We start from the raw sequence: 18,622 nt of genomic DNA, 5'->3' as shown, positions 1-18,622 counted from the left end.
CCAATGATCCCGAACGCATGTTCAATCCCGTGCATCTGCAGAACCTTAACAAAGGCCTCTTCAGTCGTCATCTTCATCTGGGTGCTCTCCAAACATGAGTGAGTGAATCCGGGTACTGTACCCGGCGTTTGATATGGTTTTGGCGTAAGGGTGCGGCCTGCGTTAGGGCCAAAACGAAAGCCGGATTAGGTCCAGATACGGCTCAGGTCGTCCGAATAGCATCCGCGATAAGTTTCACACCCGGTGCGATGCGGTTGGTCGAAATGGAGGAGTAACCGAGGCGGTAAAAATTCTGTGGCCTGTCTGGTCCCGAGAAAAACGGTGCGCCCGGCTCAATATGAACACCCTGGTTCTGCAACCTGCTTGCGAGCTGTGCAGTATCCATATGATTGGGGGCCGACATCCACATTGACGAACCCCCTATCACACCGCGCCCAGCCACGGTCAGGCCGCTTTCCGCGATGGCCTTGTCCATCACATCGCGCCGCTCTTGCAGTGCTTTTGACATGCGCCGGATCTGCGCGTCGTAATGGCCCAATGACAGGAAATATGCCGCCGTGCGCTGAATGTGACCCGGTGGATGGCGCAGAACCAATGAGCGCAGCGCGCGCGCCTCGCGGATGAACGGTTCTGAGCCGACCATATATCCAAGGCGTAATCCGGGGAACAGAGATTTGGAAAAGCTGCCGACGTAAATCACACGCCCATCCCGGTCCATGGATTTGAGCGCCGGAGAAGGTGCGCCCAGAAAGGCCATTTCAAATTCGTAATCGTCCTCGACAACCATCGCGTCCAGATCACGTGCCCGGTCCAGTAACTGGTTGCGACGTTCGATCGGCATAGTCGCGGTTGTCGGGCTTTGATGGCTGGGGGTGGTAAAGATCACATCAGCTTCGTCGGGGATTGTCTCGGGTGGCAGACCGTCCCGATCAACACTTAAGGGTGTTACAGCGCAGTCCCAGTGATTTAGAAGGCTTCGCAGCGCGTAATAGCAAGGGTCTTCTATTACCGCAGTACGATTATGGGTCAGCAAAATGCGCGAGGCCAACCACAATGCATTCTGCGCGCCCAGGGTGATCAATATCTCTTCAGGGCGGGCAACGATGCCGCGACGTGGCAGGGTGTGACGCGCAATAAACTCCACCAACAGCGGATCATCCTGGTCCACGTAGTCTCCGGTCAGGGAATCGAAGTCCTTATGACCCAACGCGCGGACAGCACATAATCGCCAGTTGGCGTGATCAAACAAAGTCCGGTCGGCCTGACCGTAGATGAACGGATAGCGATATTCCCGCCAGTCGCTGGGTTTCGGCAGAACGTTTCTGTCCAGAAAACGGCGCGCCAGTGCTTTGTCCCAGTCCACGGTCTCGGTGCCACGCTGGACTGGCGAGTATTTGGGCGGGACAGGTGCATTTTGCGAGACATAGTATCCGGACCGTCCCTTGGCAGTCAGGTAATCATTGGCCAACAATTCGGTATAAGCCAGCGTCACCGTAATTCTGCTGACACCCAGATGCGCCGCCAATTTGCGCGACGACGGCAGTTTTTCCCCGACGTGAAAACGACCAGACAGGATGCCTTCGGCAATCATCTGCTGGATCTGGGCCTGCAATGTGCCCTGACCATTGAGTTCCAGAAAGAATGTATCGACGGAAATCCCCATGCCTGCTTATAGGGTGGACTTAAGGCGGGGGCAATCTGGACTTACGTTGTCGCTGCGAATTTTCCATCAGGTGGGTTGACCGGGGAGTCAATTCAAACTACATAACTAGAAATCTAGTTTAATGGAGGTGACTCATGTGGGAAGCTGCTGCTGCCGGATTTTCTGCCATGGGCTCTGAAGCCCGGCTGAAAGTCCTCAAGACTCTGGTCAGGGCTGGCGAGGCCGGTTTGACCGTTGGCGAGATCCAGAACCGGACGGGAATCGCCCCGTCGACTTTGGCTCATCACCTGCGGTTTCTTGCGGCTGGTGGGGTGGTCGAACAGGAAAAGATCGGTCGAACCACGATCAACCGGGCCTGTTACGACGAATTGAGAAATCTGGCGCAATTCATTCTCAGCGAGTGTTGCGCCGACGCAGTTGGAAAGGCCGCAAACGATGGCTGAATTAACTCAAAACCCCCGGATGACAGCCAAAGGGGCGTTGGACCTGATCAAGACCCCTTGGGCATTGATCGTTGCAATCCTTGCGGCAGTGGCAATCCTGGACCCCAGCAATCTGCGAGAGGTGGTGACTTTTGCGGTCAAGGCGCTGGCGCATACAGGGCAATATATCCTGTTTGCCGTGCTTCTGTTGTCTTACCTCAAGGCGACCGGAGCTGAAGTGATGGTGGCGCGCGCCTTTGAGGGCCGCGAGACCCGAATGATCTTTCTGGCTGCGCTGTTCGGTGGGCTTGCACCGTTTTGTTCCTGCGAAGTCATTCCCTTTATTGCCGGTCTTCTGGCCCTTGGCGCGCCATTGTCTGCGGTCATGGCGTTCTGGCTCAGCTCACCATTGATCGATCCGCCGACGCTATTGATTACTGCGGGTGCACTTGGATGGCCCTTCGCCATTGGTAAAGCTGTTGCTGCTGTCGCCCTTGGCCTGTTCGGTGGGTTCGCCGTGCGATTGCTGATGCGCCAAGGTGCGTTTGCCCAGCCCCTGCGGGAATACAAACCTGCCGGATGTTGCGGATGCGGTCCGAAAATGGATGACAAGCCGGTCTGGAAATTCTGGCAAGAGCCCGAACGCCGCCTACGATTCCGTTCGGAATTTATTCATAACGGATTGTTTCTGCTGAAATGGCTGGCTCTGGCCTATGTGCTCGAAGCTCTGTTGGTCAACTACGTGCCTGCTGATCTGATCGCCGGCGTGGTGGGCGGAGAAGGCGTGTTGCCGATCGTCGTTGCCGCACTTGTGGGAATGCCCGCCTATCTGAATTCCTACGTGGCGCCTCCGCTATTGGCGGGGTTGATGGAGCAGGGAATGAGCGCAGGGGCTGCCATGTCGTTCATGGTTGCGGGTGCCGTCAGTTCCATTCCGGCGATGGCCGCAGTGTGGTCACTGGTCAAGCCACGCGTCTTTGCAACCTATCTGAGCCTTGGTGTAGGTGGCGCAATAGTCGCAGGCATCATCTTTCAGATGGTATGAACTAAAAAAACCGCCCGGTGTCAGCACCGGGCGGTTTCTTGACTGAACTATTCCGGTTAACTGCCTTCGCAGAGACGTGGCAGTTTGAACCGATACCGGGCTTCGCCGCTTTCGACGTAAACGCGTTTTTCCACACAGGCTGTCGTGCCCACCGTCTGCGAAACCTGCGCCTCTGTCGAAGTGATTGACGTGGCAGATCCATCCGGCAAGCGGATCGAAGCCACGACGCCGTTCTTCAGGTCTCCGTTCACCGGGGTTGCGGACAGAACCGGGACGATCAGGAACGCCTCGTGCTTGTGTTCGCCTTCATCCCCAAGCAAAAACAAGGTGGTGACGATGGCGATCATAACAACGCCGCCAGCCAGACCCAGCCCCCAGGTTTTGAGAAAGGCGTAGATGGTAACGGCGCGGTGCGGGCCAAAAGCCGCAGAAAGAATGCTCAGCATGGCAAGTCCGTCAAAAAAGCCCCAACTGTTCTGGCCAGGGCTGATTGTACGTTACGGGCGAAGATCGTCTTCGTCTTCGTCATCCGCCCCACCTTTGGGCAGATTGAAGAAGCTGTCGGCGTCAATAATCGGCTCGTCGTCTTTCTCTTCCGATGGTTCATCGGACAGCGAGAAGGTTTCCAGGCCTTCGATCGCAGTCGGGATCTTCGGCGCTGCATCCATTTCTAGCGACTGCTCGGTCGACACCAGCTTACGACGCTCATCGTCACTCATCACACCGCCCTCAGCCGCTTTCTTGGCGGCTGCCTTCTGCACGGCTGTGTCCAGCTCGGACTGTTTGCACAGGCCCAGGGCGACAGGGTCGATGGGTTGCATATTGGAGATGTTCCAGTGGGTGCGCTCGCGGATCGACTGGATGGTGGGTTTGGTTGTGCCCACCAGTTTGGCGATCTGACCATCGCTGAGTTCCGGATGGAACTTGACCAGCCACAGAATCGAATTCGGACGGTCCTGACGCTTCGACAGCGGAGTGTAACGCGGGCCACGGCGCTTTTCTTCACCAGACGCCGCCGGGTTGAACTTGAGCTTCAGCTTGTAAAGCGGGTTGTCCTGCGCTGCGTCGATCTCGTCCTGGGTCAGCTGGTTGTTGGCAATCGGGTCAAAGCCCTTCACGCCAGCAGCCACATCGCCGTCAGCGATACCCTGCACTTCCAATTCGTGCATCCCTACGAAATCCGCGATCTGCTTGAAGCTGATCGTGGTATTGTCCACCAGCCATACGGCGGTTGCCTTGGCCATAAGCGGTTTTGCCATCAGCCCGTCTCCTATGCATACATCTGTCCCGTCGCCGGAATTCGGCGGCCCCTTGGTCTTGGGGCAGGTTTCCGTTGTCGGGGAACTTGGGCCGTATATAGTCGCCACACAGCAAGAAGGGAAGAGGCGAATGCGCTGGGTAGTTTTGTGGGTCTTCAGCGCGATGGCTGCGGTGGCCGAGGGCGAAAAAGCGGGTGAGTTTGATTACTACGTGCTGTCGCTCAGCTGGTCACCCAACTGGTGCGCGCGCGAAGGTGATGCACGTGGAGCCGACCAATGTCACGGACGACATGACCATGGGTGGATTCTGCATGGGCTTTGGCCGCAATTCCATCAGGGCTGGCCGTCGTTTTGCCGTACGGCCGAGGCTCCACCTCCGCGTCACATGACGCGGGAAATGGAGGATATTCAGGGCAATTCCGGCCTTGCGTGGCATCAGTGGAAGAAACACGGCACATGCTCGGGGCTATCGGCGTCCGATTATTTCGCCTTGTCCCGGCGGGCCTATGAAGCGGTCGAACGCCCGCAGGTGTTTCGCAAGCTGGACTCATCCGTCAAACTGCCCGCTTCGGTGGTCGAAGAGGCCTTTCTGAAAGCCAATCCCGAGTTGGAACGCGACATGATCACGATCACCTGCAAGCAGGGCTTTATTGAAGAGGTCCGCCTGTGCCTGTCGCGCGACCTTGATCCTGTGCCGTGTGGCCGAGATGTGATCCGCGATTGCACCGCCAAGGACGCGCTGTTCGATCCGATTCGTTAGAGTTTCTTGTTCTGACAATCGCGGGCGTAGTCCAGCGCCTTGGCGGTTCCTTTGAGGTCGATGGCCATCACCACCTCACCTGCGGGGTTGTAGACGGTCATCGTTTTGTTCTGAGCGATGGCGTTCACAAAGCTTCGATCGGTGAAAAACACCGTCGCGCCCGGTACGTCGCGCTCGTTGAACCCGATGGCAGTGGCGTCATAGCTTTTGCTATCCAGCTCAAACCGGATCGGATAGCTTTCGCCTTGATTGATGTCGCCCCAAGCCTTGTTGTAAACGGCGAAATACCCGCGATTGTCCAACGCGTCATAGCCCAGCCGAACCACCGACAGGTCCTGATAAACCGTCTGGATCAAGCACCCGTTGCCGAGCGCGGGATCCATCATGATGTTCCAACCTTCGACGAAGCCCTTGTCGATGAGGTCCTGCGACAAGGCGGACGTGGCTGTAAAGGCGGCGAAGGTGAAGGCGAGAAGGCGGGTCATGTGGAGAGCTCCAAAGTATTCGCTGAGTTTATTTATCCTTAGAGCAGTTCAGTGATCATCCAAAGTCGCTTTTTCGAACCAAGACTTTCCCAGCAGCGCTGATGGGACAAACCTGAGTTCCGGGTCAAAAAGTATTCGGTCAGGTTAAAACGGTTTCAATACCGTTAGTAAGATGGAACACACACCCCTGTGTTCTTGGAAGTCGTAACAGATCATCCTGATCAAGGCCCAACCAAAGCCCTCTGAGCACTAAAGATGTAACGCCATGGGTTACGATAATCACAGGCTCATTTTGTTCGTTCAAAAATGAGTCCACCCTTTCGCAGATATCATCAAAGCTTTCTCCGCCGGGGCTGCGAAAATACCAATGGTAACTTTCATAGGAGTAGTCGATTTGCTCCCGGATGAAACTTCTTGTCGCGCCTTCCCATTGTCCGAACGCGATTTCCATAAGCCGATCGTCATATATTACCTCATGATGAGCTGCTGTGGCTAAGCGGGCTGTGTGTGTTGCCCGATCCTGTGGACTGACATAAACGCGCGAAGGGGCATCTGGTATTTGACTGAGTATCTCGTTTTGTTTCCGAGCCTGAGACTTGCCGTTTTCCGTCAACGGAGAGTCCTTACGTCCTTGGAATTTGCCCTGTGTGTTCCATTCGGTTTCGCCATGCCTGAGGACAAATAGATCTGGGAACTTGCTCAAGATGTTTACCTGATTTTAATGCCGGTAGAGGTGTTGTTCTTACTGAATCAAAGAAGATTGCTGTTTTACTATACTGGTCTAAAGCTCTTTCCGCGCCCTCAGCGCCGCTGTAATCGTCCCGTCATCCAGATAATCCAACTCGCCGCCAATCGGCACGCCCTGCGCCAGTGAGGTCAGGCGCACCTGCCCCTCCAACTGGTCCGCGATGTAGTGGGCGGTGGTCTGGCCGTCGACGGTGGCGTTCAGCGCCAGAATGACTTCCGATATTCCCTCGGACATCACCCGATCCTTGAGGCGGGGAATGCGCAGCTCGTCCGGTCCGATCCCGTCCAGCGCCGACAGGGTGCCGCCCAGAACGTGGTAGCGGCCTTTGAACACAGCTGCGCGTTCCATCGCCCAAAGGTCGGCGACATCCTCGACCACGCACAGCTCTCCGGTCGCGCGGGCCTCATTGTCGCAGATACCGCAGATGTCGGAGGTGCCCACGTTGCCGCAGTTCAGACATTCACGTGCGGTTATGGCGACCTGCTGCATGGCATCAGACAAGGGCGTCAGCAGCAGGGCACGTTTGCGGATCAGATGCAGAACGGCGCGACGGGCCGAGCGCGGGCCAAGGCCGGGCAGCTTGGCCATCAGGTCGATCAGATTGTCTATGTCGCTGTTGGAACTCAATCCGCAGGCTCCTGCAAATGGACCGGGCAAAGCCGCCCGGCCGATGATCGTTCAGGAGCCTGTATCAGAACGGCAGCTTGATGTCTGCTGGCAGGCCCATGCTTTCGGTCAGCTTGGCCATTTCTTCCTGAGAACGTTCTGCTGCTTTGGTCTGCGCATCCTTGATCGCGGCCAGGATCAAGTCTTCAACCACTTCCTTGTCGTCGCCGTTGAAAATGGACGTGTCGATGTCCAGACCCTTGAGTTCACCCTTGGCTGTTGCAGTCGCCTTGACCAATCCAGCTCCGGATTCGCCAACAACCGTCAGGTGGTTCAGCTCTTCCTGCATTTCAGTCATCTTCGTTTGCAGGTCTTGTGCGGATTTCATCATCTTGGCCATGTCGCCCAGACCGCCAAGCCCGCCGAGTCCTTTCAGCATAGTATTCTCCTGTGTCTCTGTTTGCGTTCTAAATACGAGTCGCAGCCACATGGCACAAGGGTTCTCCCACCCGTGGTCAAGGTCTTTGGCAAGACCTTTCCCCCCGTTGGGCCCGGCACCACATGGGCACGGCCCATGTGGTGCCGGGCCCAAGACCGCTCAGGGGTATCGGCGCAGCCGATAAACCGTGGCGGGCGCGGGAGGATTGGTTCTTAAATCACTCGGACAAGTTTTAGACCATCGGCGTCGGTAACAGAGCAGCAGATGGATTTCAGAGTTCTTGGATGATCATAATCCCAGGGGCGGCCACGATGCAGTGTCGCGCGTTCGTCCCAGATCAGAACGTCGCCGACAGACCATTGGTGCGAATAGACATATTCGGGCTGCGTACAGAACGCGATGGCTTCGTCCAGCAGCGCCTGACTTTCTTCATGCCCCATCCCTTCGATGGCGAACGCGTGCGAGGCGATGAATAGGGCTTCTTCTCTGGTCACGGGGTTTGGCCAGATCGCACGCCACGGGCGATCCGGCCATCGGGTCATTTTCGGCAGTGCAGCCAGATCGGCAGAAATTTTGGATCGGGAATGAGACAACCGGTGCCAGATGACCGCATCCTTCAGGGCAGCTATCAGATGAGCCGGCATATCCGCCCACGCCGCGCGGGTCGATGCGAGCTCGGTTTCACCACCGGAAGGGGGCACGACCTTAGCGGTCAGAATGTTGATCAGCGCAGGCGTCGGCAAGAACGTACTGTCCGTGTGCCACAACATATTGGCCTGCAAGTCCAACTGGCGCAGATCGTCTTTCGCGCGCACGCCGTCCTTTGTCTTGTTTGTCAACTCGGGAAGCTGAAACTCGATGTCGCGACCCGCCGCCATGGCTTCGCGGTTTTCCAGCGGGCCAAACAGTTCGGCGAGGCGGATGTGATCCGCATCCGAGATTGATTGCGCGGGAAACAGCAGCGCCGAATGGGTTTCGAATGCCTGGCGGATTTCGGGATATAGATGCTCGTTAGTAACGTCGCGCAGATTGACGTCATGAACGACCATTCCGAAACGCGGGTGCAGTGGTGACGTTCGCATGAATTTCCTCCCTCCCTCACATCATGGCAGGGTGGAGTCACTCGTATTTTCAATCTGCTTCATTTGCGACACGTGACGGCGCGTTGCCCGATCAATCCTCCTCGAACGGATCCCATTCGTCTTCGACTTCGGGCAGCGCCTCGGTTTCGACTTTGGCAGTGCGCTGCTCGGGCGTTTCGATCTTTGTGATTTTTGCCTTGGGAAATTGCGCAAGTACGGCCTGAACCAGCGGGTGTTGCTCGGCCTCGGATTTCAGGGCCAATTCGGCCTGGTCCCGCACTTCTGCGATTGTTGGTGCATCCCCGTCGGAGACAATAGAGACCGCCCATCGATTGCCGGTCCATCGTTGTAAGGCAGAGCCCAACCGTGGAGCAAGGTCTGCGGGCGCCTGCTGGGACGGCGCGAATTCGATCCGGCCAGGCTGGTAGGAAACCAGTCGCACGCCGTTTTCCACCTCGACCAGCAGTTTCACGTCGCGGTTGGTACGGATCAGTTCGACCACATGTTCAAAGGTCGGGTACCGGGCAAGGGCTGTTTGGACATCCTGCGCCAATGCGGCAACAGGCGCACCTCCCGCGCCACGGGGGGGCGTTGCGTAGGCAGGTGCCGGGGCCGCACTGGCCTGTGTCGGCATCGCGCCCTGTCGAGACATGGAAACGCCCCCGCTAGGTCCTCCGGGTGGCGGAGGCGGGGCGTCCTGCAACCGTTTGATCAGTTCTTCAGGGCTGGGCAAATCAGCGACATGTGTCAGGCGGATAACGGCCATCTCAGCGGCCATCATGGAATTGGGCGCGGCAGAGACTTCCTCGAGCGCTTTCAACAACATTTGCCACATCCGGGTCAGGACCCGCATTGGCAGGGCCTCTGCCATTTGCTGGCCTCGGGTTCGCTCGTCCGGGGAAACCGTCGGGTCTTCGGCGGCGTCCGGAGTGATCTTTACCACGGACACCCAATGCGTGATTTCGGCCAGATCGCGCAGCACGGCCAATGGGTCCGCGCCTTCCGCATATTGTCCGCTCAATTCGGTCAAGGCACCGGCCGCGTCGCCACGCAGGATCATGTCCATCAGGTCCAGAACCCGGCTGCGATCTGCCAGACCCAACATCGCACGGACCTGATCGGCGGTTGTCTCACCCGCGCCATGAGAGATGGCCTGATCCAACAAGGACGTCGCATCCCGGGCTGATCCTTCAGCCGCGCGGGTGATCAGGGCCAGCGCATCGTCAGCGATCTGGGCCTTTTCGGACCCGGCGATCTTTTGCAGCAGGCTGATCATGTCTTCGGGTTCGATCCTTCGCAGGTCAAAGCGCTGGCATCGGGACAGAACTGTTACAGGAACTTTGCGAATTTCGGTCGTCGCGAAGATGAACTTTACATGAGCGGGCGGTTCCTCGAGCGTTTTGAGCAGCGCATTGAACGCGCTGGTCGAGAGCATGTGAACCTCGTCGATGATGTAGATCTTGTAGCGCGCGCTGGCGGCGCGATAGCGGACGCTGTCGATGATTTCGCGAATATCGTTCACGCCGGTACGGCTGGCGGCGTCCATCTCCATCACGTCGACATGACGGCCTTCCATAATTGCCAGGCAATGCTCGCACTGACCACACGGCTCGGTTGTTGGCCCGCCATTTCCATCCGGGCCGATACAGTTCATGCCTTTGGCTATGATCCGCGCGGTTGTGGTTTTACCGGTGCCGCGAATGCCGGTCATGATGAAGGCCTGTGCAATCCGGTCTGCTTCGAACGCGTTTTTCAGGGTGCGCACCATGGCATCCTGGCCCACCAGATCGGCAAAGGTTTCCGGGCGATACTTGCGGGCGAGAACCTGATAGGCGGGGCTGGGCGTGTCTGTCATGTCTTCTCGTTCGGATTCGATGCTTCGGCACAGCGTAGTGGCCGCCGCTGCCCGCGTCCACAGCGGGGTGTGATGATTTTTGTTTTAGAAATGGACCGGTTTCGCATTAAACTGAATCAACAGATTTAATGACTCATTTTTGTAAAGAGTTCTTTGGGGAGGACATAATTCATGTCGCAGCTGGTGGTCTATGCCTTGCAAGTCGGAGGCGGAACGCTTGCCCTTACCTCGATGCCGGGACGTGGCGGGGATTATGCAAGCGATCTGGACACGATTGCAGCCTGGCAGCCGGGGCTTGTGTTGTCGATGACAACAGATGTCGAGATGCTTCAGGACGGGGCGCAAGATTTCGGCAGCGACATACAAAGCCGCGCCAGTCGGTGGGTTCACCTGCCGATCGAAGATTTCGGAGCGCCCACAAAGGCGATTCAGGACGCGTGGCCGTCCGTCAGCGCCTCAGCCCGACACGCGCTGTCAGGTGGAGGTCGCGTATTGGTGCACTGCCGAGGAGGCTGCGGCAGGTCAGGTATGGTTGTCTTGCGGCTGATGGTTGAATGTGGCGAACGGGCCGACAAAGCGCTGGAACGTTTGCGCGCCGTTCGACCTTGTGCCGTCGAAACCGATGCGCAACTGGCCTGGGCGTCTCAGCTTGCTCAGGCGCAGGTGGGTGTGGGATCAGACTGAAAGCTGCTCGGGCGCGTAGGTGGTTTTTCGAGGCCGGATCGCAGAAACTTCGATCATGGCGCAAGGTGGGTTTTTCACGATGCCAGAAGGCAACGGACAGCACGTGTTTCCAAAGATCAAATCAGCATAAACGTTCAGGTTCTTGATCGCCGCCTCGGGCTGCGTGCCACAAAAGATACGAATGCTGTCTGATTTCGCCTGGAAGGTCGCATGACATCCTTCGGTGCAATGTGATAGCTTGCTGCTGCCGTCAAACTCGAAATCCTCATTTGTGGCTGACGTGGCTTGTTCCATGGCCTCGGAAATCGAACGTGCCAGCCGCGCCAAAGCCGGGCAGGTTTTGCCCGTCCGCTGACATACGGTTGCACTGTATTGGTGCGTTTTTGTTTTCCAGATCATCCTGCGCCCTCCGCGCGTGGTGGACAGGAGACTTGGAGCAGGTGGGACGGCATATCGCAGTCAGACCCTGCCCGGACACCCCGCCCGAATTACGGTTTCGTTTCCGATGGCAGGTCTCCTGACTTGCGGGTCATCGCTTTGCCAACCTTCCCAGCCGTTTAGCCAGTGGTACTTCGGCATCGCTTACCGTTTACAGTTGCGGGGGCAGTCGCGGATTTGGTTGATGCCTGCATGGCCAGACAAAACCGCACCGTGTTCCCTTTTCATCCCGACCCCTTGTGGAAGCCGGAAACCATCACACAACGGCTAGCGTCTGGTCGCGTTCCGAGTCAAGCCGATCTTTTGTCCGGACGTTTGGTCATGCTGGATGCAACTTACGTTTCTTCGTAGTGTCAGCGGCATTGAAGTTCAGAAAACCGATTGTTTCAGCGAACGGTCAGAGATCATGTTGGACACAGAGCAGACGGTTATAACCGAAGATTTTCGCTTTCCGTCCGGGTCAGCGACGCTGTCGGCGCGGTTGTATCAACCGTTGAATCCACCCGAAACCGTTGTGGTGCTGAACAGTGCTACAGGCGTGCCGCGAGACTACTATCGCCATTTTGCGCGATGGCTGGCCGCCGAGCAAGGAATGGCTTGCCTTACTTACGACTACAGGGATTATGGGCAGTCTTTGAGCGGTCGAATGAAGGATGCGCGCACGACGATGGCGGATTGGGCATTGATCGATATGCCTGCAGCCCGGACCGAAATGCGCAGGCGTTTTCCAGATGCCCAGCACTGGACCATAGGTCATTCAGTTGGCGCTATGCTGGGGCCTGTGCAGCCGGATGTTAACCAGATCGATCGGATGATTTGCGTGTGTTCGGGGCTTGTAACCCTGACCGACCATCCTTGGCCCTATCGTGGTTTGGCCGGGCTTTTCTGGTATGGACATGCTCCGCTTTTGGTGAAGGCGCTGGGGTACCTACCGGGAAAAGCGATCGGGTTTGGTGCGGATTTGCCAGCCTCGGTGTACTGGCAATGGCGCAAGTGGTGTACAGCCCCTTTGAACTATGTCCCTGAGATCGGGACAGATCTGCCCGCCACACGGTGGACAGGGTCAGGAAAACCAGTGGACCTGTTCACTTTCGAGGATGATCAAATGGTCCCGCCACAGGCTGTTTGGCGGCTTGCCGATCTCTACGGCACCGAGGCCAAACGACACTTGTTGAGACCCACTGACTTGGGATTGTCGGAAGTTGGGCATATCGGGGCCTTCGCCCGTCGAAACGCGGCCCTCTGGCCTCGTCTGATCGATGCCTAGACCGTCTTCGAGCGTTGCCGCAACGCGCCCTGCATCATAGGCCGAGCAAATGTAGGGAAAGTGAGAGGTTGGACATCGACCCAAGCGGGGCTCGTTGTGGCTGCTTCCTTCCGGACCTGACCAGGTTGGCGAGGCGCTCGCCCGCGCCAACCTCTCGACTCTGGATATAGGGAAACCTTCGGGAAAAGACAACCCGTCAGAGCATGAGGCGGATGCGTTCAAATCCTTTGTCATCAGGGCCCAGTTCTTTGGGGTCAAACGGGCTCAATTCATCGATGTATTTCAGGGCACCCGGGCCTGTTCGGAGGATTGTCTTAGTACCTGGCTGAGGCTTAAGCGAAAAAGGGTAGGGTTGCTTGGACAATGGGTCGGTTGGCAGGCGCCGAGTCAAATAGTCCCTCAAAAGGTCTTTGATATCGATCGGCGGCAGATTGATAAGTTGGGACAACGGCGAACTTGGGTAATACCCGCCGCCGCTGGCGCGGTAGTTGTTCAGGGCCAGGACGAACGTCTGCTCGGGCCGCACGGGGCGGCCAGCATGTGTCAGGTTATGAATCCGCCTGTGGTCGCGATGGACCATCTTCCCCTGGGCGTCGAAACGCGGAGGCTGAGAGGGGTCGATCTGATAGGACAGGCCAAACACGATGTCGAAGTTGTATCCGGCCCATTCAGAGTTGATCAGCTCTGTTTCTGCGGCGGGTTCCAGCTGGTTGAGTGCGCTGGCTGACATCTCCAACCAGTCCAGCAAATGGGCGCCGTCGATCTGAATAGCGCGCAATTCATTCGGAAAAACATACAGGTCTGCTACATGGCGCTGGCATATTTTGCCTGCTGGAACCTCGGTGTAATATCGTGGGCCTGCACGCCCGCCGCACTTAGCTGGTGAAGCAACCGACAAAAGCGGAAGTTCAGCAAGGGTTGTTCCATGCAGGAAAGGGCGCAAAACAGCGGCCTGTGCGGCCGCCACCAGAGCAAGCCCGCGATCAGGTGCGCAAAAGCTGAAATAGCTATGTAAATTGTCAGAGATTTGCGCGACGGGCTGGGCGACAGCATGCCGGGTCTGGCGATGGGCCGATTCACACAGGCCTGAAGTCTCAGGGTCTTCCTCGACGGCTACACTGTCTTTGAAAACTGGGCGCAGTGCGATTTGACTGTCTTCGACACGCAGTTTGCTGTCCGCCCCTTTGACGACAGTCAAATCGATAACTCCGAGGTAAGAGCCGGCCGAACCGGGCATGACAACAGGCGTTCCATGTACCTGCCCCGTCAGGTGATCGACATGAGGGAGGTTGTCATGGCCTGTTCCGGGAAAGATCAGGTGGGTATGTCCGGCAACAATGGCATCGATGCCATCGATCGCGGCCAGGGGAATGACTGCATTCTCCATGTCGGCCACCGGTTCCGCGTTCCCTAGGCCGGAATGGGCAAGTGTTACCACCAAATCGCAACCCTTATCGCGCAACACTTGCGTGCAGGACTGCGCTGTAATCATGATGTCGTCCGCAACCACATCTTCGCCTAGGTTATGCTCTTCCCAACGGGCCGTTTGCGGCGGCAGAACTGAAAAGACACCAATGCGAATTGGTGTCTCTTTTCCGTCCAATGAAATTTTGCGGTCCAAAATTGTGTAACGTTGCCACGACCGTGTTCCACTGGTCCGTTGCAAGTTGCTGCAAAGAACCGGACATGGGGCTTGCGCAAGGATGTTGTCCAAAGTTGCCAGCCCGAACCCAAAGTCATGGTTACCCAGACCCAACGCATCATAATCCAACGCTTTGAATTCCTGCATGATCGGATGGGGATTGCAGTCTCGCATCGCCCATTCGCCCAGTGGCGTTCCCTGAAGCGAGTCGCCATTATCGAGCATTAGCACCAACGCTTCCGTGGCCTCCTGCCGGGCCTTGCGGATAAGGCTGGCGGTACGTGTCAATCCAAGCGTCGGGTCCGGTGTGTCTGTGTAATAGTCAAAACCGGTCAGGTTCATATGCAGGTCGGTCGTGGCCAGAATGCGAACACGCCCACTGGCGCTCGTGAAATGCACCTGCGTCGAGGGGTTTTGCTTCACTTTGGGTATTCTGCTTTTGAATGTGGTTATTGACTAAATTCATCAAAACGCACTCTAGATGATTTTTCCAGGGCTACCATGCGGCTTTTCGGCGGCGGACCTGTGGCGTTCGTGGCTTGAATGGCCATTGCAACATGGCTTGAGACATGGCAGCCCTGTGCGCAAGACCAGAAGGAAATTCAATGAAAAACGCAGAGCAGGTGACCTTCGGGGGTTCAGGCCTTGATCGGGCAGCGCATCTTCGCGGGGATGCGGACAAGTTGGCCGAGGCGACGTGTAATCCTGCTGCACGGTGCATACTGCTGTGGCGAGGGAAACTGTTGGTAGTGGGGGAGGCGCTGGATCAGTTGGCCCTGACCCCGATGACACATCCACTGATCAGTGATGGCCCCGGCGGTGTTATCGAAGCCCCTGTATTTCTTGGTATGAGCTCAGAGGGCGCACCTTTGTTTGCGGCGGATATCTCGGCCTGGACTGCAGAGGGATTGGACCTGGCCGGTCTGGGAGAATTCGTGGACAGATCTGAGCAGCAGCACCCGGATTTGCCGGAAGGGCATGTATTTGTCGAGCTTCGCCGGATTATGTCTCGGCTATCGGCGCGGGATGCTGAACTGGCTGCGACGGCCAAAGCGGTTATCGGATGGCACGAAACACATCGCTATTGCGCACGCTGCGGTGCCGCCAGTGAAGTGTCGCAAGGGGGATGGCAACGCAGCTGTCCGTCCTGCGGTGGGCAGCATTTCCCGCGCACGGATCCGGTTGTGATCATGCTGATCACCCATGGAGAAAGTGTGCTCATGGGCCGCTCCCCGGGCTGGCCCGAGGGAATGTTCTCGTTGCTGGCGGGATTTGTTGAGCCCGGCGAAACGCTTGAGGCGGCGGTGCGGCGTGAAGTGATGGAAGAGGCGGGTGTGCCTGTGGGCTCGGTTTCGTATTTGTCCAGCCAACCCTGGCCTTTTCCGGCATCGCTGATGTTCGGATGCGCAGGCGAAGCATTGTCACGTGACATCGTGATCGATCCGGTCGAGATCGAAGAGGCGATGTGGGTCGGCAAATCCGAAATGATGCAGGCCTTTGCCGGCGAACATCCAAGCTTGTTGCCTGCCCGTAAGGGCGCTATCGCTCATTTTCTGCTTCAGAACTGGCTTGCAGATACGCTGGACTGAGGGAAAAACTGGTTAAGCCAAAAACAGCAAAGGTCACTATGCAGTTTTCAGCGCGGGAAGATATTGAAGCCCCAGTCAATTCGGTATTTGACATGGTGTCGGATTTCGAACGGTTCGAGCGTATGGCGATGCGTCGTGGCATCGACGTGCGACGCTTGGGTGGTGGTGCATTGGTGACCGCAGGGACCGAGTGGAAAACGGAATTCAAGCTGCGCGGAAAGCCACGCCATATGTCGGTTGTTATGACAGATTATGACAAGCCGTCGCAAATGCGGTTTGAGGCTGCCAGCAAAGGGATGACCGGCCTGACCACTGTAGATTTTCTGGCCCTCTCGCCGCGCCGAACGCGTTTGAGCGTCGAGATGTCTTTGGCTGCAAAGTCTTTGCCCGCGCGGTTGCTGCTGCAATCCATAAAGTTGGGACAATCACGGTTTCGCAAGCAGTTCCAAGTGCGGCTCAGCGAATTTGCGCGTGAATTGGAGCAGCGCCACTTGCACGGAGCGTAAGGGATATCCGGCATTCTGATCCGGGTAAGACAGCACGGAAGAAAACCTGAATGTCGCACATTATTTTTCTACACGGTGCGTCAAGTAGCGGAAAATCGACGATTGCGAAGGCGTTGCAGCAGACCATTGAAAAGCCATTCTGGCATATCTCAATCGATCATCTGCGCGATTCTGGCGTCCTCCCCCTGAGTCGGTATCGCAGTGGAGAGTTTGATTGGTCTGCTGACAGGTCAGCCTTCTTTGATGCGTTTCACAAGTCGCTGGCGACTTATGCGGCGGCTGGCAACAACCTGATCCTGGAACACATTCTGGATACGCCGGGGTGGGCCGAAGATCTGCGCTGCCTGCTCTGCCCGTTTGATGTTTTGTTTGTTGCCGTTCATTGCCCGGTCACTCAGTTGATAGAACGCGAACGTTTGCGCGGTGATCGCCTTGTAGGCAGTGCCGAACGCGACCATTCCAAGATTCACGTTGGCAGAGTTTACGATACCGAGCTTGATTCGACGGATGGTGTCGAGGTCAACGTTCAGGCAATCCTCCGGACATGGCGCAGCGATCTGCGCCGATCAGAATTCAGCCAGCCCTTGAAATGATGCGTCAGCCGCGCGGTTGGGCTGCCGGATAGACGCCGAGAACTTCTACGTTGGTCGTGAAGTGCTCGAGCTCGTCCATGGCCAACTGAACGTTGCGGTCTTCGGGATGGCCGACGATATCCGCATAAAACTGCGTCGCGGTGAAGGACCCGTCGACCATATAGCTTTCCAGCTTGGTCATGTTGATTCCGTTGGTGGCAAACCCCCCCATGGCTTTGTAAAGCGCCGCCGGGATGTTGCGGACCTGAAACACGAAGCTGGTGATCATTCCATGATCGCCCCGTCGCGATTCATTGGCTTCGCGCGACATGATCAGAAACCGGGTCGTGTTGTTGTCATTGTCCTCGATGTGGCGGGCCAGGACATTCAGGTCATAGATTTCGCCCGCCAATTCACTGGCCAGGGCGGCAGAATGCAAGTCCCCTACTTCTGCGACTTCGCGTGCGGCGCGGGCATTGTCTGGACTGACGCGACCGCGAATGCCATGTTCTTTCAAAAAACCGGAACATTGCGGTAGCAGCACCAGATGCGAATGCGCCTCGGTGATATCACCCAGTTTGGCACCGGGCACACCCAGCAGGTTGATGTGCACACGCACAAAAGCCTCGTCGATGATATGCAGACCACTGTGGGGCATAAGACGGTGAATGTCGGCTACCCGACCATAGGTCGTGTTTTCGACCGGAAGCATCGCAAGATCGGCCGCGCCCGAGCGGACCGATTCGATCACGTCTTCGAATGTGCGGCAGGGCAGGGCCTCCATATCGGGCCGCGCGTTGCGACAGGCCTCGTGACTATAGGCGCCGGGTTCGCCCTGAAAGGCAATGCGATTGGTCATTTGGTCGATTCCATGCAACAAGTTCGCGATTTGGTCGTTTCGTCGCGGTGTCTATACCTTGCCTCTCGCAAGTGGAAGCCTTAGACACCTGCCCAGACAGCTGAAATGGACACGCGATCAATGTTCGACACGATGACAGTTACCAAGGCCGCCGCAGGCCTGTTCGGCACTTTCCTGGTGCTGCTTCTGGCCAAATGGGGGGCAACCGTCCTCTATTCTTCCGGTGGCCATGGCTCGGCTGAGGCCGCCTACATTATCGAAACCGAGAGCTCGGGCGAAAGCGCCGACGGCGAAGAAGTGGTCTTCGAAGACATGCTGGCCGCCGCTGACGTCGACAAGGGCGCGAAAGTGTTCCGCAAATGCACCGCATGCCACAAGCTGGAAGACGGCGCGAACGGCACGGGCCCTTATCTGTACGGCGTTGTTGATCGCCCAGTCGCCTCGGCCAACGGTTTCACCGGGTATTCGGCCAGCATGCAGGCGCATGGCGGCAACTGGACACCTGAGGCGCTGGATGCGTTCATTGAGCGCCCAAGTGCCTATATTTCGGGCACGTCGATGAGCTTTGCCGGTTTGAAAAAGCCGCAGGATCGCGCAGACCTGATCGCTTATCTGCAGACAATCGGCAACTGATTGCCTGACAGAATAGAGAATTCGAAAGCCGCTGCTGTGAGCAGCGGCTTTTTTTGTCTGAAGGAAAC

Annotated in this window: 21 protein-coding genes, 1 other RNA gene and 1 riboswitch; of the genes, 9 read left to right on the top strand and 13 right to left on the bottom strand. The window is 57.1% G+C overall.

Annotated elements, in window-relative coordinates:
• Positions 1–202 precede the first annotated feature (202 nt).
• Positions 203–1,663: a PLP-dependent aminotransferase family protein gene (locus Q0816_RS19975; RefSeq protein WP_298853939.1), complete on the bottom strand. Its 1,461-nt coding sequence runs from the start codon at positions 1,661–1,663 to the stop codon at positions 203–205.
• Positions 1,664–1,797: 134 nt separating this feature from the next.
• Here Q0816_RS19975 and Q0816_RS19970 point away from each other — a divergent pair, with 134 nt between their 5' ends.
• Entirely contained in the window at positions 1,798–2,106 is a 309-nt protein-coding gene (locus Q0816_RS19970) for a winged helix-turn-helix domain-containing protein (RefSeq protein ID WP_298853938.1), read from the top strand.
• Positions 2,099–3,130 carry a permease gene (locus tag Q0816_RS19965; protein ID WP_298853936.1) on the top strand — a complete coding sequence of 344 codons (1,032 nt, stop codon included), beginning with the start codon at positions 2,099–2,101 and terminating at the stop codon, positions 3,128–3,130. Before Q0816_RS19970 ends, Q0816_RS19965 begins: the two co-directional genes overlap by 8 nt.
• Positions 3,131–3,186: 56 nt before the next feature.
• Here Q0816_RS19965 and Q0816_RS19960 read toward each other — a convergent pair whose 3' ends face one another.
• Positions 3,187–3,576 carry a hypothetical protein gene (locus tag Q0816_RS19960; protein ID WP_298853934.1) on the bottom strand — a complete coding sequence of 130 codons (390 nt, stop codon included), beginning with the start codon at positions 3,574–3,576 and terminating at the stop codon, positions 3,187–3,189.
• Positions 3,577–3,627: 51 nt separating this feature from the next.
• Positions 3,628–4,389, bottom strand: a complete 762-nt coding sequence (locus tag Q0816_RS19955; RefSeq protein ID WP_298853933.1) for a DUF1013 domain-containing protein — start codon at positions 4,387–4,389, stop codon at positions 3,628–3,630.
• Positions 4,390–4,519: 130 nt separating this feature from the next.
• Here Q0816_RS19955 and Q0816_RS19950 point away from each other — a divergent pair, with 130 nt between their 5' ends.
• Entirely contained in the window at positions 4,520–5,149 is a 630-nt protein-coding gene (locus Q0816_RS19950; protein ID WP_298853931.1) for a ribonuclease T2, read from the top strand.
• On the opposite strand, the gene Q0816_RS19945 is transcribed toward Q0816_RS19950, so the two are convergent.
• From Q0816_RS19945 to Q0816_RS19920, 6 genes are all read right to left on the bottom strand, one after another.
• Positions 5,146–5,634, bottom strand: a complete 489-nt coding sequence (locus Q0816_RS19945; protein ID WP_298853929.1) for a hypothetical protein — start codon at positions 5,632–5,634, stop codon at positions 5,146–5,148. The two genes, Q0816_RS19950 and Q0816_RS19945, sit on opposite strands and share 4 nt — an antisense overlap.
• A 139-nt stretch (positions 5,635–5,773) precedes the next feature.
• Positions 5,774–6,337, bottom strand: coding sequence for a histidine phosphatase family protein (locus Q0816_RS19940; RefSeq protein ID WP_298853927.1), 564 nt, complete (start codon positions 6,335–6,337; stop codon positions 5,774–5,776).
• A gap of 78 nt (positions 6,338–6,415) precedes the next feature.
• Entirely contained in the window at positions 6,416–7,009 is a 594-nt protein-coding gene (gene recR, locus Q0816_RS19935; protein ID WP_298853926.1) for a recombination mediator RecR, read from the bottom strand.
• A gap of 64 nt (positions 7,010–7,073) precedes the next feature.
• Complete coding sequence (locus Q0816_RS19930) at positions 7,074–7,427, bottom strand: YbaB/EbfC family nucleoid-associated protein (protein WP_298853924.1); 354 nt, start codon at positions 7,425–7,427, stop codon at positions 7,074–7,076.
• Positions 7,428–7,639: 212 nt separating this feature from the next.
• The gene (locus Q0816_RS19925; protein ID WP_298853922.1) at positions 7,640–8,509 is read right to left on the bottom strand and encodes a TauD/TfdA family dioxygenase; all 870 of its coding nucleotides are present in this window, start codon (positions 8,507–8,509) and stop codon (positions 7,640–7,642) included.
• A gap of 91 nt (positions 8,510–8,600) precedes the next feature.
• Positions 8,601–10,385: a DNA polymerase III subunit gamma/tau gene (locus Q0816_RS19920; protein ID WP_298853949.1), complete on the bottom strand. Its 1,785-nt coding sequence runs from the start codon at positions 10,383–10,385 to the stop codon at positions 8,601–8,603.
• A 150-nt stretch (positions 10,386–10,535) separates the two neighbouring features.
• On the opposite strand from Q0816_RS19920, the gene Q0816_RS19915 reads away from it, so the two are divergent.
• Entirely contained in the window at positions 10,536–11,048 is a 513-nt protein-coding gene (locus Q0816_RS19915; protein WP_298853921.1) for a dual specificity protein phosphatase family protein, read from the top strand.
• Here Q0816_RS19915 and Q0816_RS19910 read toward each other — a convergent pair.
• Positions 11,040–11,447: a hypothetical protein gene (locus Q0816_RS19910; RefSeq protein WP_298853919.1), complete on the bottom strand. Its 408-nt coding sequence runs from the start codon at positions 11,445–11,447 to the stop codon at positions 11,040–11,042. The genes Q0816_RS19915 and Q0816_RS19910 overlap by 9 nt on opposite strands.
• 90 nt (positions 11,448–11,537) lie before the next feature.
• Positions 11,538–11,759, bottom strand: a riboswitch (cobalamin riboswitch).
• A 55-nt stretch (positions 11,760–11,814) separates the two neighbouring features.
• Here Q0816_RS19910 and Q0816_RS19905 point away from each other — a divergent pair.
• On the top strand, positions 11,815–12,753 hold the full coding sequence (locus tag Q0816_RS19905; protein ID WP_367180545.1) for a hypothetical protein: 939 nt from the start codon (positions 11,815–11,817) through the stop codon (positions 12,751–12,753).
• Positions 12,754–12,811: 58 nt separating this feature from the next.
• Here Q0816_RS19905 and ffs read toward each other — a convergent pair.
• Positions 12,812–12,910, bottom strand: an RNA gene (ffs, locus tag Q0816_RS19900) — signal recognition particle sRNA small type.
• Positions 12,911–12,949: 39 nt separating this feature from the next.
• Positions 12,950–14,818: a bifunctional 2',3'-cyclic-nucleotide 2'-phosphodiesterase/3'-nucleotidase gene (locus Q0816_RS19895; RefSeq protein WP_298853917.1), complete on the bottom strand. Its 1,869-nt coding sequence runs from the start codon at positions 14,816–14,818 to the stop codon at positions 12,950–12,952.
• Positions 14,819–15,000: 182 nt separating this feature from the next.
• On the opposite strand from Q0816_RS19895, the gene nudC reads away from it, so the two are divergent.
• The 3 genes from nudC to Q0816_RS19880 are packed head-to-tail and all read left to right on the top strand — an operon-like array spanning position 15,001 to position 17,083.
• Complete coding sequence (gene nudC, locus Q0816_RS19890) at positions 15,001–15,984, top strand: NAD(+) diphosphatase (protein WP_298853914.1); 984 nt, start codon at positions 15,001–15,003, stop codon at positions 15,982–15,984.
• A gap of 38 nt (positions 15,985–16,022) precedes the next feature.
• A complete protein-coding gene (locus tag Q0816_RS19885) occupies positions 16,023–16,490 on the top strand; it encodes an SRPBCC family protein (protein WP_298853913.1) in 468 nt (155 codons plus the stop codon).
• Between the two features lie 50 nt (positions 16,491–16,540).
• Positions 16,541–17,083 (top strand): chloramphenicol phosphotransferase CPT family protein, encoded by a 543-nt coding sequence (locus Q0816_RS19880; protein WP_298853910.1) that lies wholly within the window; start codon positions 16,541–16,543, stop codon positions 17,081–17,083.
• A 4-nt stretch (positions 17,084–17,087) separates the two neighbouring features.
• Here the strand turns inward: Q0816_RS19880 and Q0816_RS19875 are convergent, their stop codons facing one another.
• Positions 17,088–17,921, bottom strand: a complete 834-nt coding sequence (locus Q0816_RS19875; RefSeq protein ID WP_298853908.1) for a prephenate dehydratase — start codon at positions 17,919–17,921, stop codon at positions 17,088–17,090.
• 120 nt (positions 17,922–18,041) lie between these two features.
• Here Q0816_RS19875 and Q0816_RS19870 point away from each other — a divergent pair, with 120 nt between their 5' ends.
• Entirely contained in the window at positions 18,042–18,554 is a 513-nt protein-coding gene (locus tag Q0816_RS19870; protein WP_298853944.1) for a cytochrome c family protein, read from the top strand.
• Positions 18,555–18,622: the final 68 nt, after the last annotated feature.

The sequence above is a fragment of the uncultured Ruegeria sp. genome (assembly GCF_947497005.1).
In the GTDB taxonomy this organism is placed as follows: domain Bacteria; phylum Pseudomonadota; class Alphaproteobacteria; order Rhodobacterales; family Rhodobacteraceae; genus Ruegeria.
Note: the sequence above shows the minus strand (reverse complement) of the source record. Positions and strands in the feature narration are given on the sequence as shown.

Excerpts from the sequence above, each read along its gene's own strand:
- Q0816_RS19975 (WP_298853939.1), bottom strand. The coding sequence starts at position 1,663 with ATGGGGATTTCCGTCGATACATTCTTTCTGGAACTCAATGGTCAGGGC.
- Q0816_RS19970 (WP_298853938.1), top strand. The coding sequence starts at position 1,798 with ATGTGGGAAGCTGCTGCTGCCGGATTTTCTGCCATGGGCTCTGAAGCC.
- Q0816_RS19965 (WP_298853936.1), top strand. The coding sequence starts at position 2,099 with ATGGCTGAATTAACTCAAAACCCCCGGATGACAGCCAAAGGGGCGTTG.
- Q0816_RS19960 (WP_298853934.1), bottom strand. The coding sequence starts at position 3,576 with ATGCTGAGCATTCTTTCTGCGGCTTTTGGCCCGCACCGCGCCGTTACC.
- Q0816_RS19955 (WP_298853933.1), bottom strand. The coding sequence starts at position 4,389 with ATGGCAAAACCGCTTATGGCCAAGGCAACCGCCGTATGGCTGGTGGAC.
- Q0816_RS19950 (WP_298853931.1), top strand. The coding sequence starts at position 4,520 with ATGCGCTGGGTAGTTTTGTGGGTCTTCAGCGCGATGGCTGCGGTGGCC.
- Q0816_RS19945 (WP_298853929.1), bottom strand. The coding sequence starts at position 5,634 with ATGACCCGCCTTCTCGCCTTCACCTTCGCCGCCTTTACAGCCACGTCC.
- Q0816_RS19930 (WP_298853924.1), bottom strand. The coding sequence starts at position 7,427 with ATGCTGAAAGGACTCGGCGGGCTTGGCGGTCTGGGCGACATGGCCAAG.
- Q0816_RS19925 (WP_298853922.1), bottom strand. The coding sequence starts at position 8,509 with ATGCGAACGTCACCACTGCACCCGCGTTTCGGAATGGTCGTTCATGAC.
- Q0816_RS19915 (WP_298853921.1), top strand. The coding sequence starts at position 10,536 with ATGTCGCAGCTGGTGGTCTATGCCTTGCAAGTCGGAGGCGGAACGCTT.
- Q0816_RS19910 (WP_298853919.1), bottom strand. The coding sequence starts at position 11,447 with ATGATCTGGAAAACAAAAACGCACCAATACAGTGCAACCGTATGTCAG.
- Q0816_RS19905 (WP_367180545.1), top strand. The coding sequence starts at position 11,815 with ATGCAACTTACGTTTCTTCGTAGTGTCAGCGGCATTGAAGTTCAGAAA.
- nudC (WP_298853914.1), top strand. The coding sequence starts at position 15,001 with ATGAAAAACGCAGAGCAGGTGACCTTCGGGGGTTCAGGCCTTGATCGG.
- Q0816_RS19885 (WP_298853913.1), top strand. The coding sequence starts at position 16,023 with ATGCAGTTTTCAGCGCGGGAAGATATTGAAGCCCCAGTCAATTCGGTA.
- Q0816_RS19880 (WP_298853910.1), top strand. The coding sequence starts at position 16,541 with ATGTCGCACATTATTTTTCTACACGGTGCGTCAAGTAGCGGAAAATCG.
- Q0816_RS19875 (WP_298853908.1), bottom strand. The coding sequence starts at position 17,921 with ATGACCAATCGCATTGCCTTTCAGGGCGAACCCGGCGCCTATAGTCAC.
- Q0816_RS19870 (WP_298853944.1), top strand. The coding sequence starts at position 18,042 with ATGTTCGACACGATGACAGTTACCAAGGCCGCCGCAGGCCTGTTCGGC.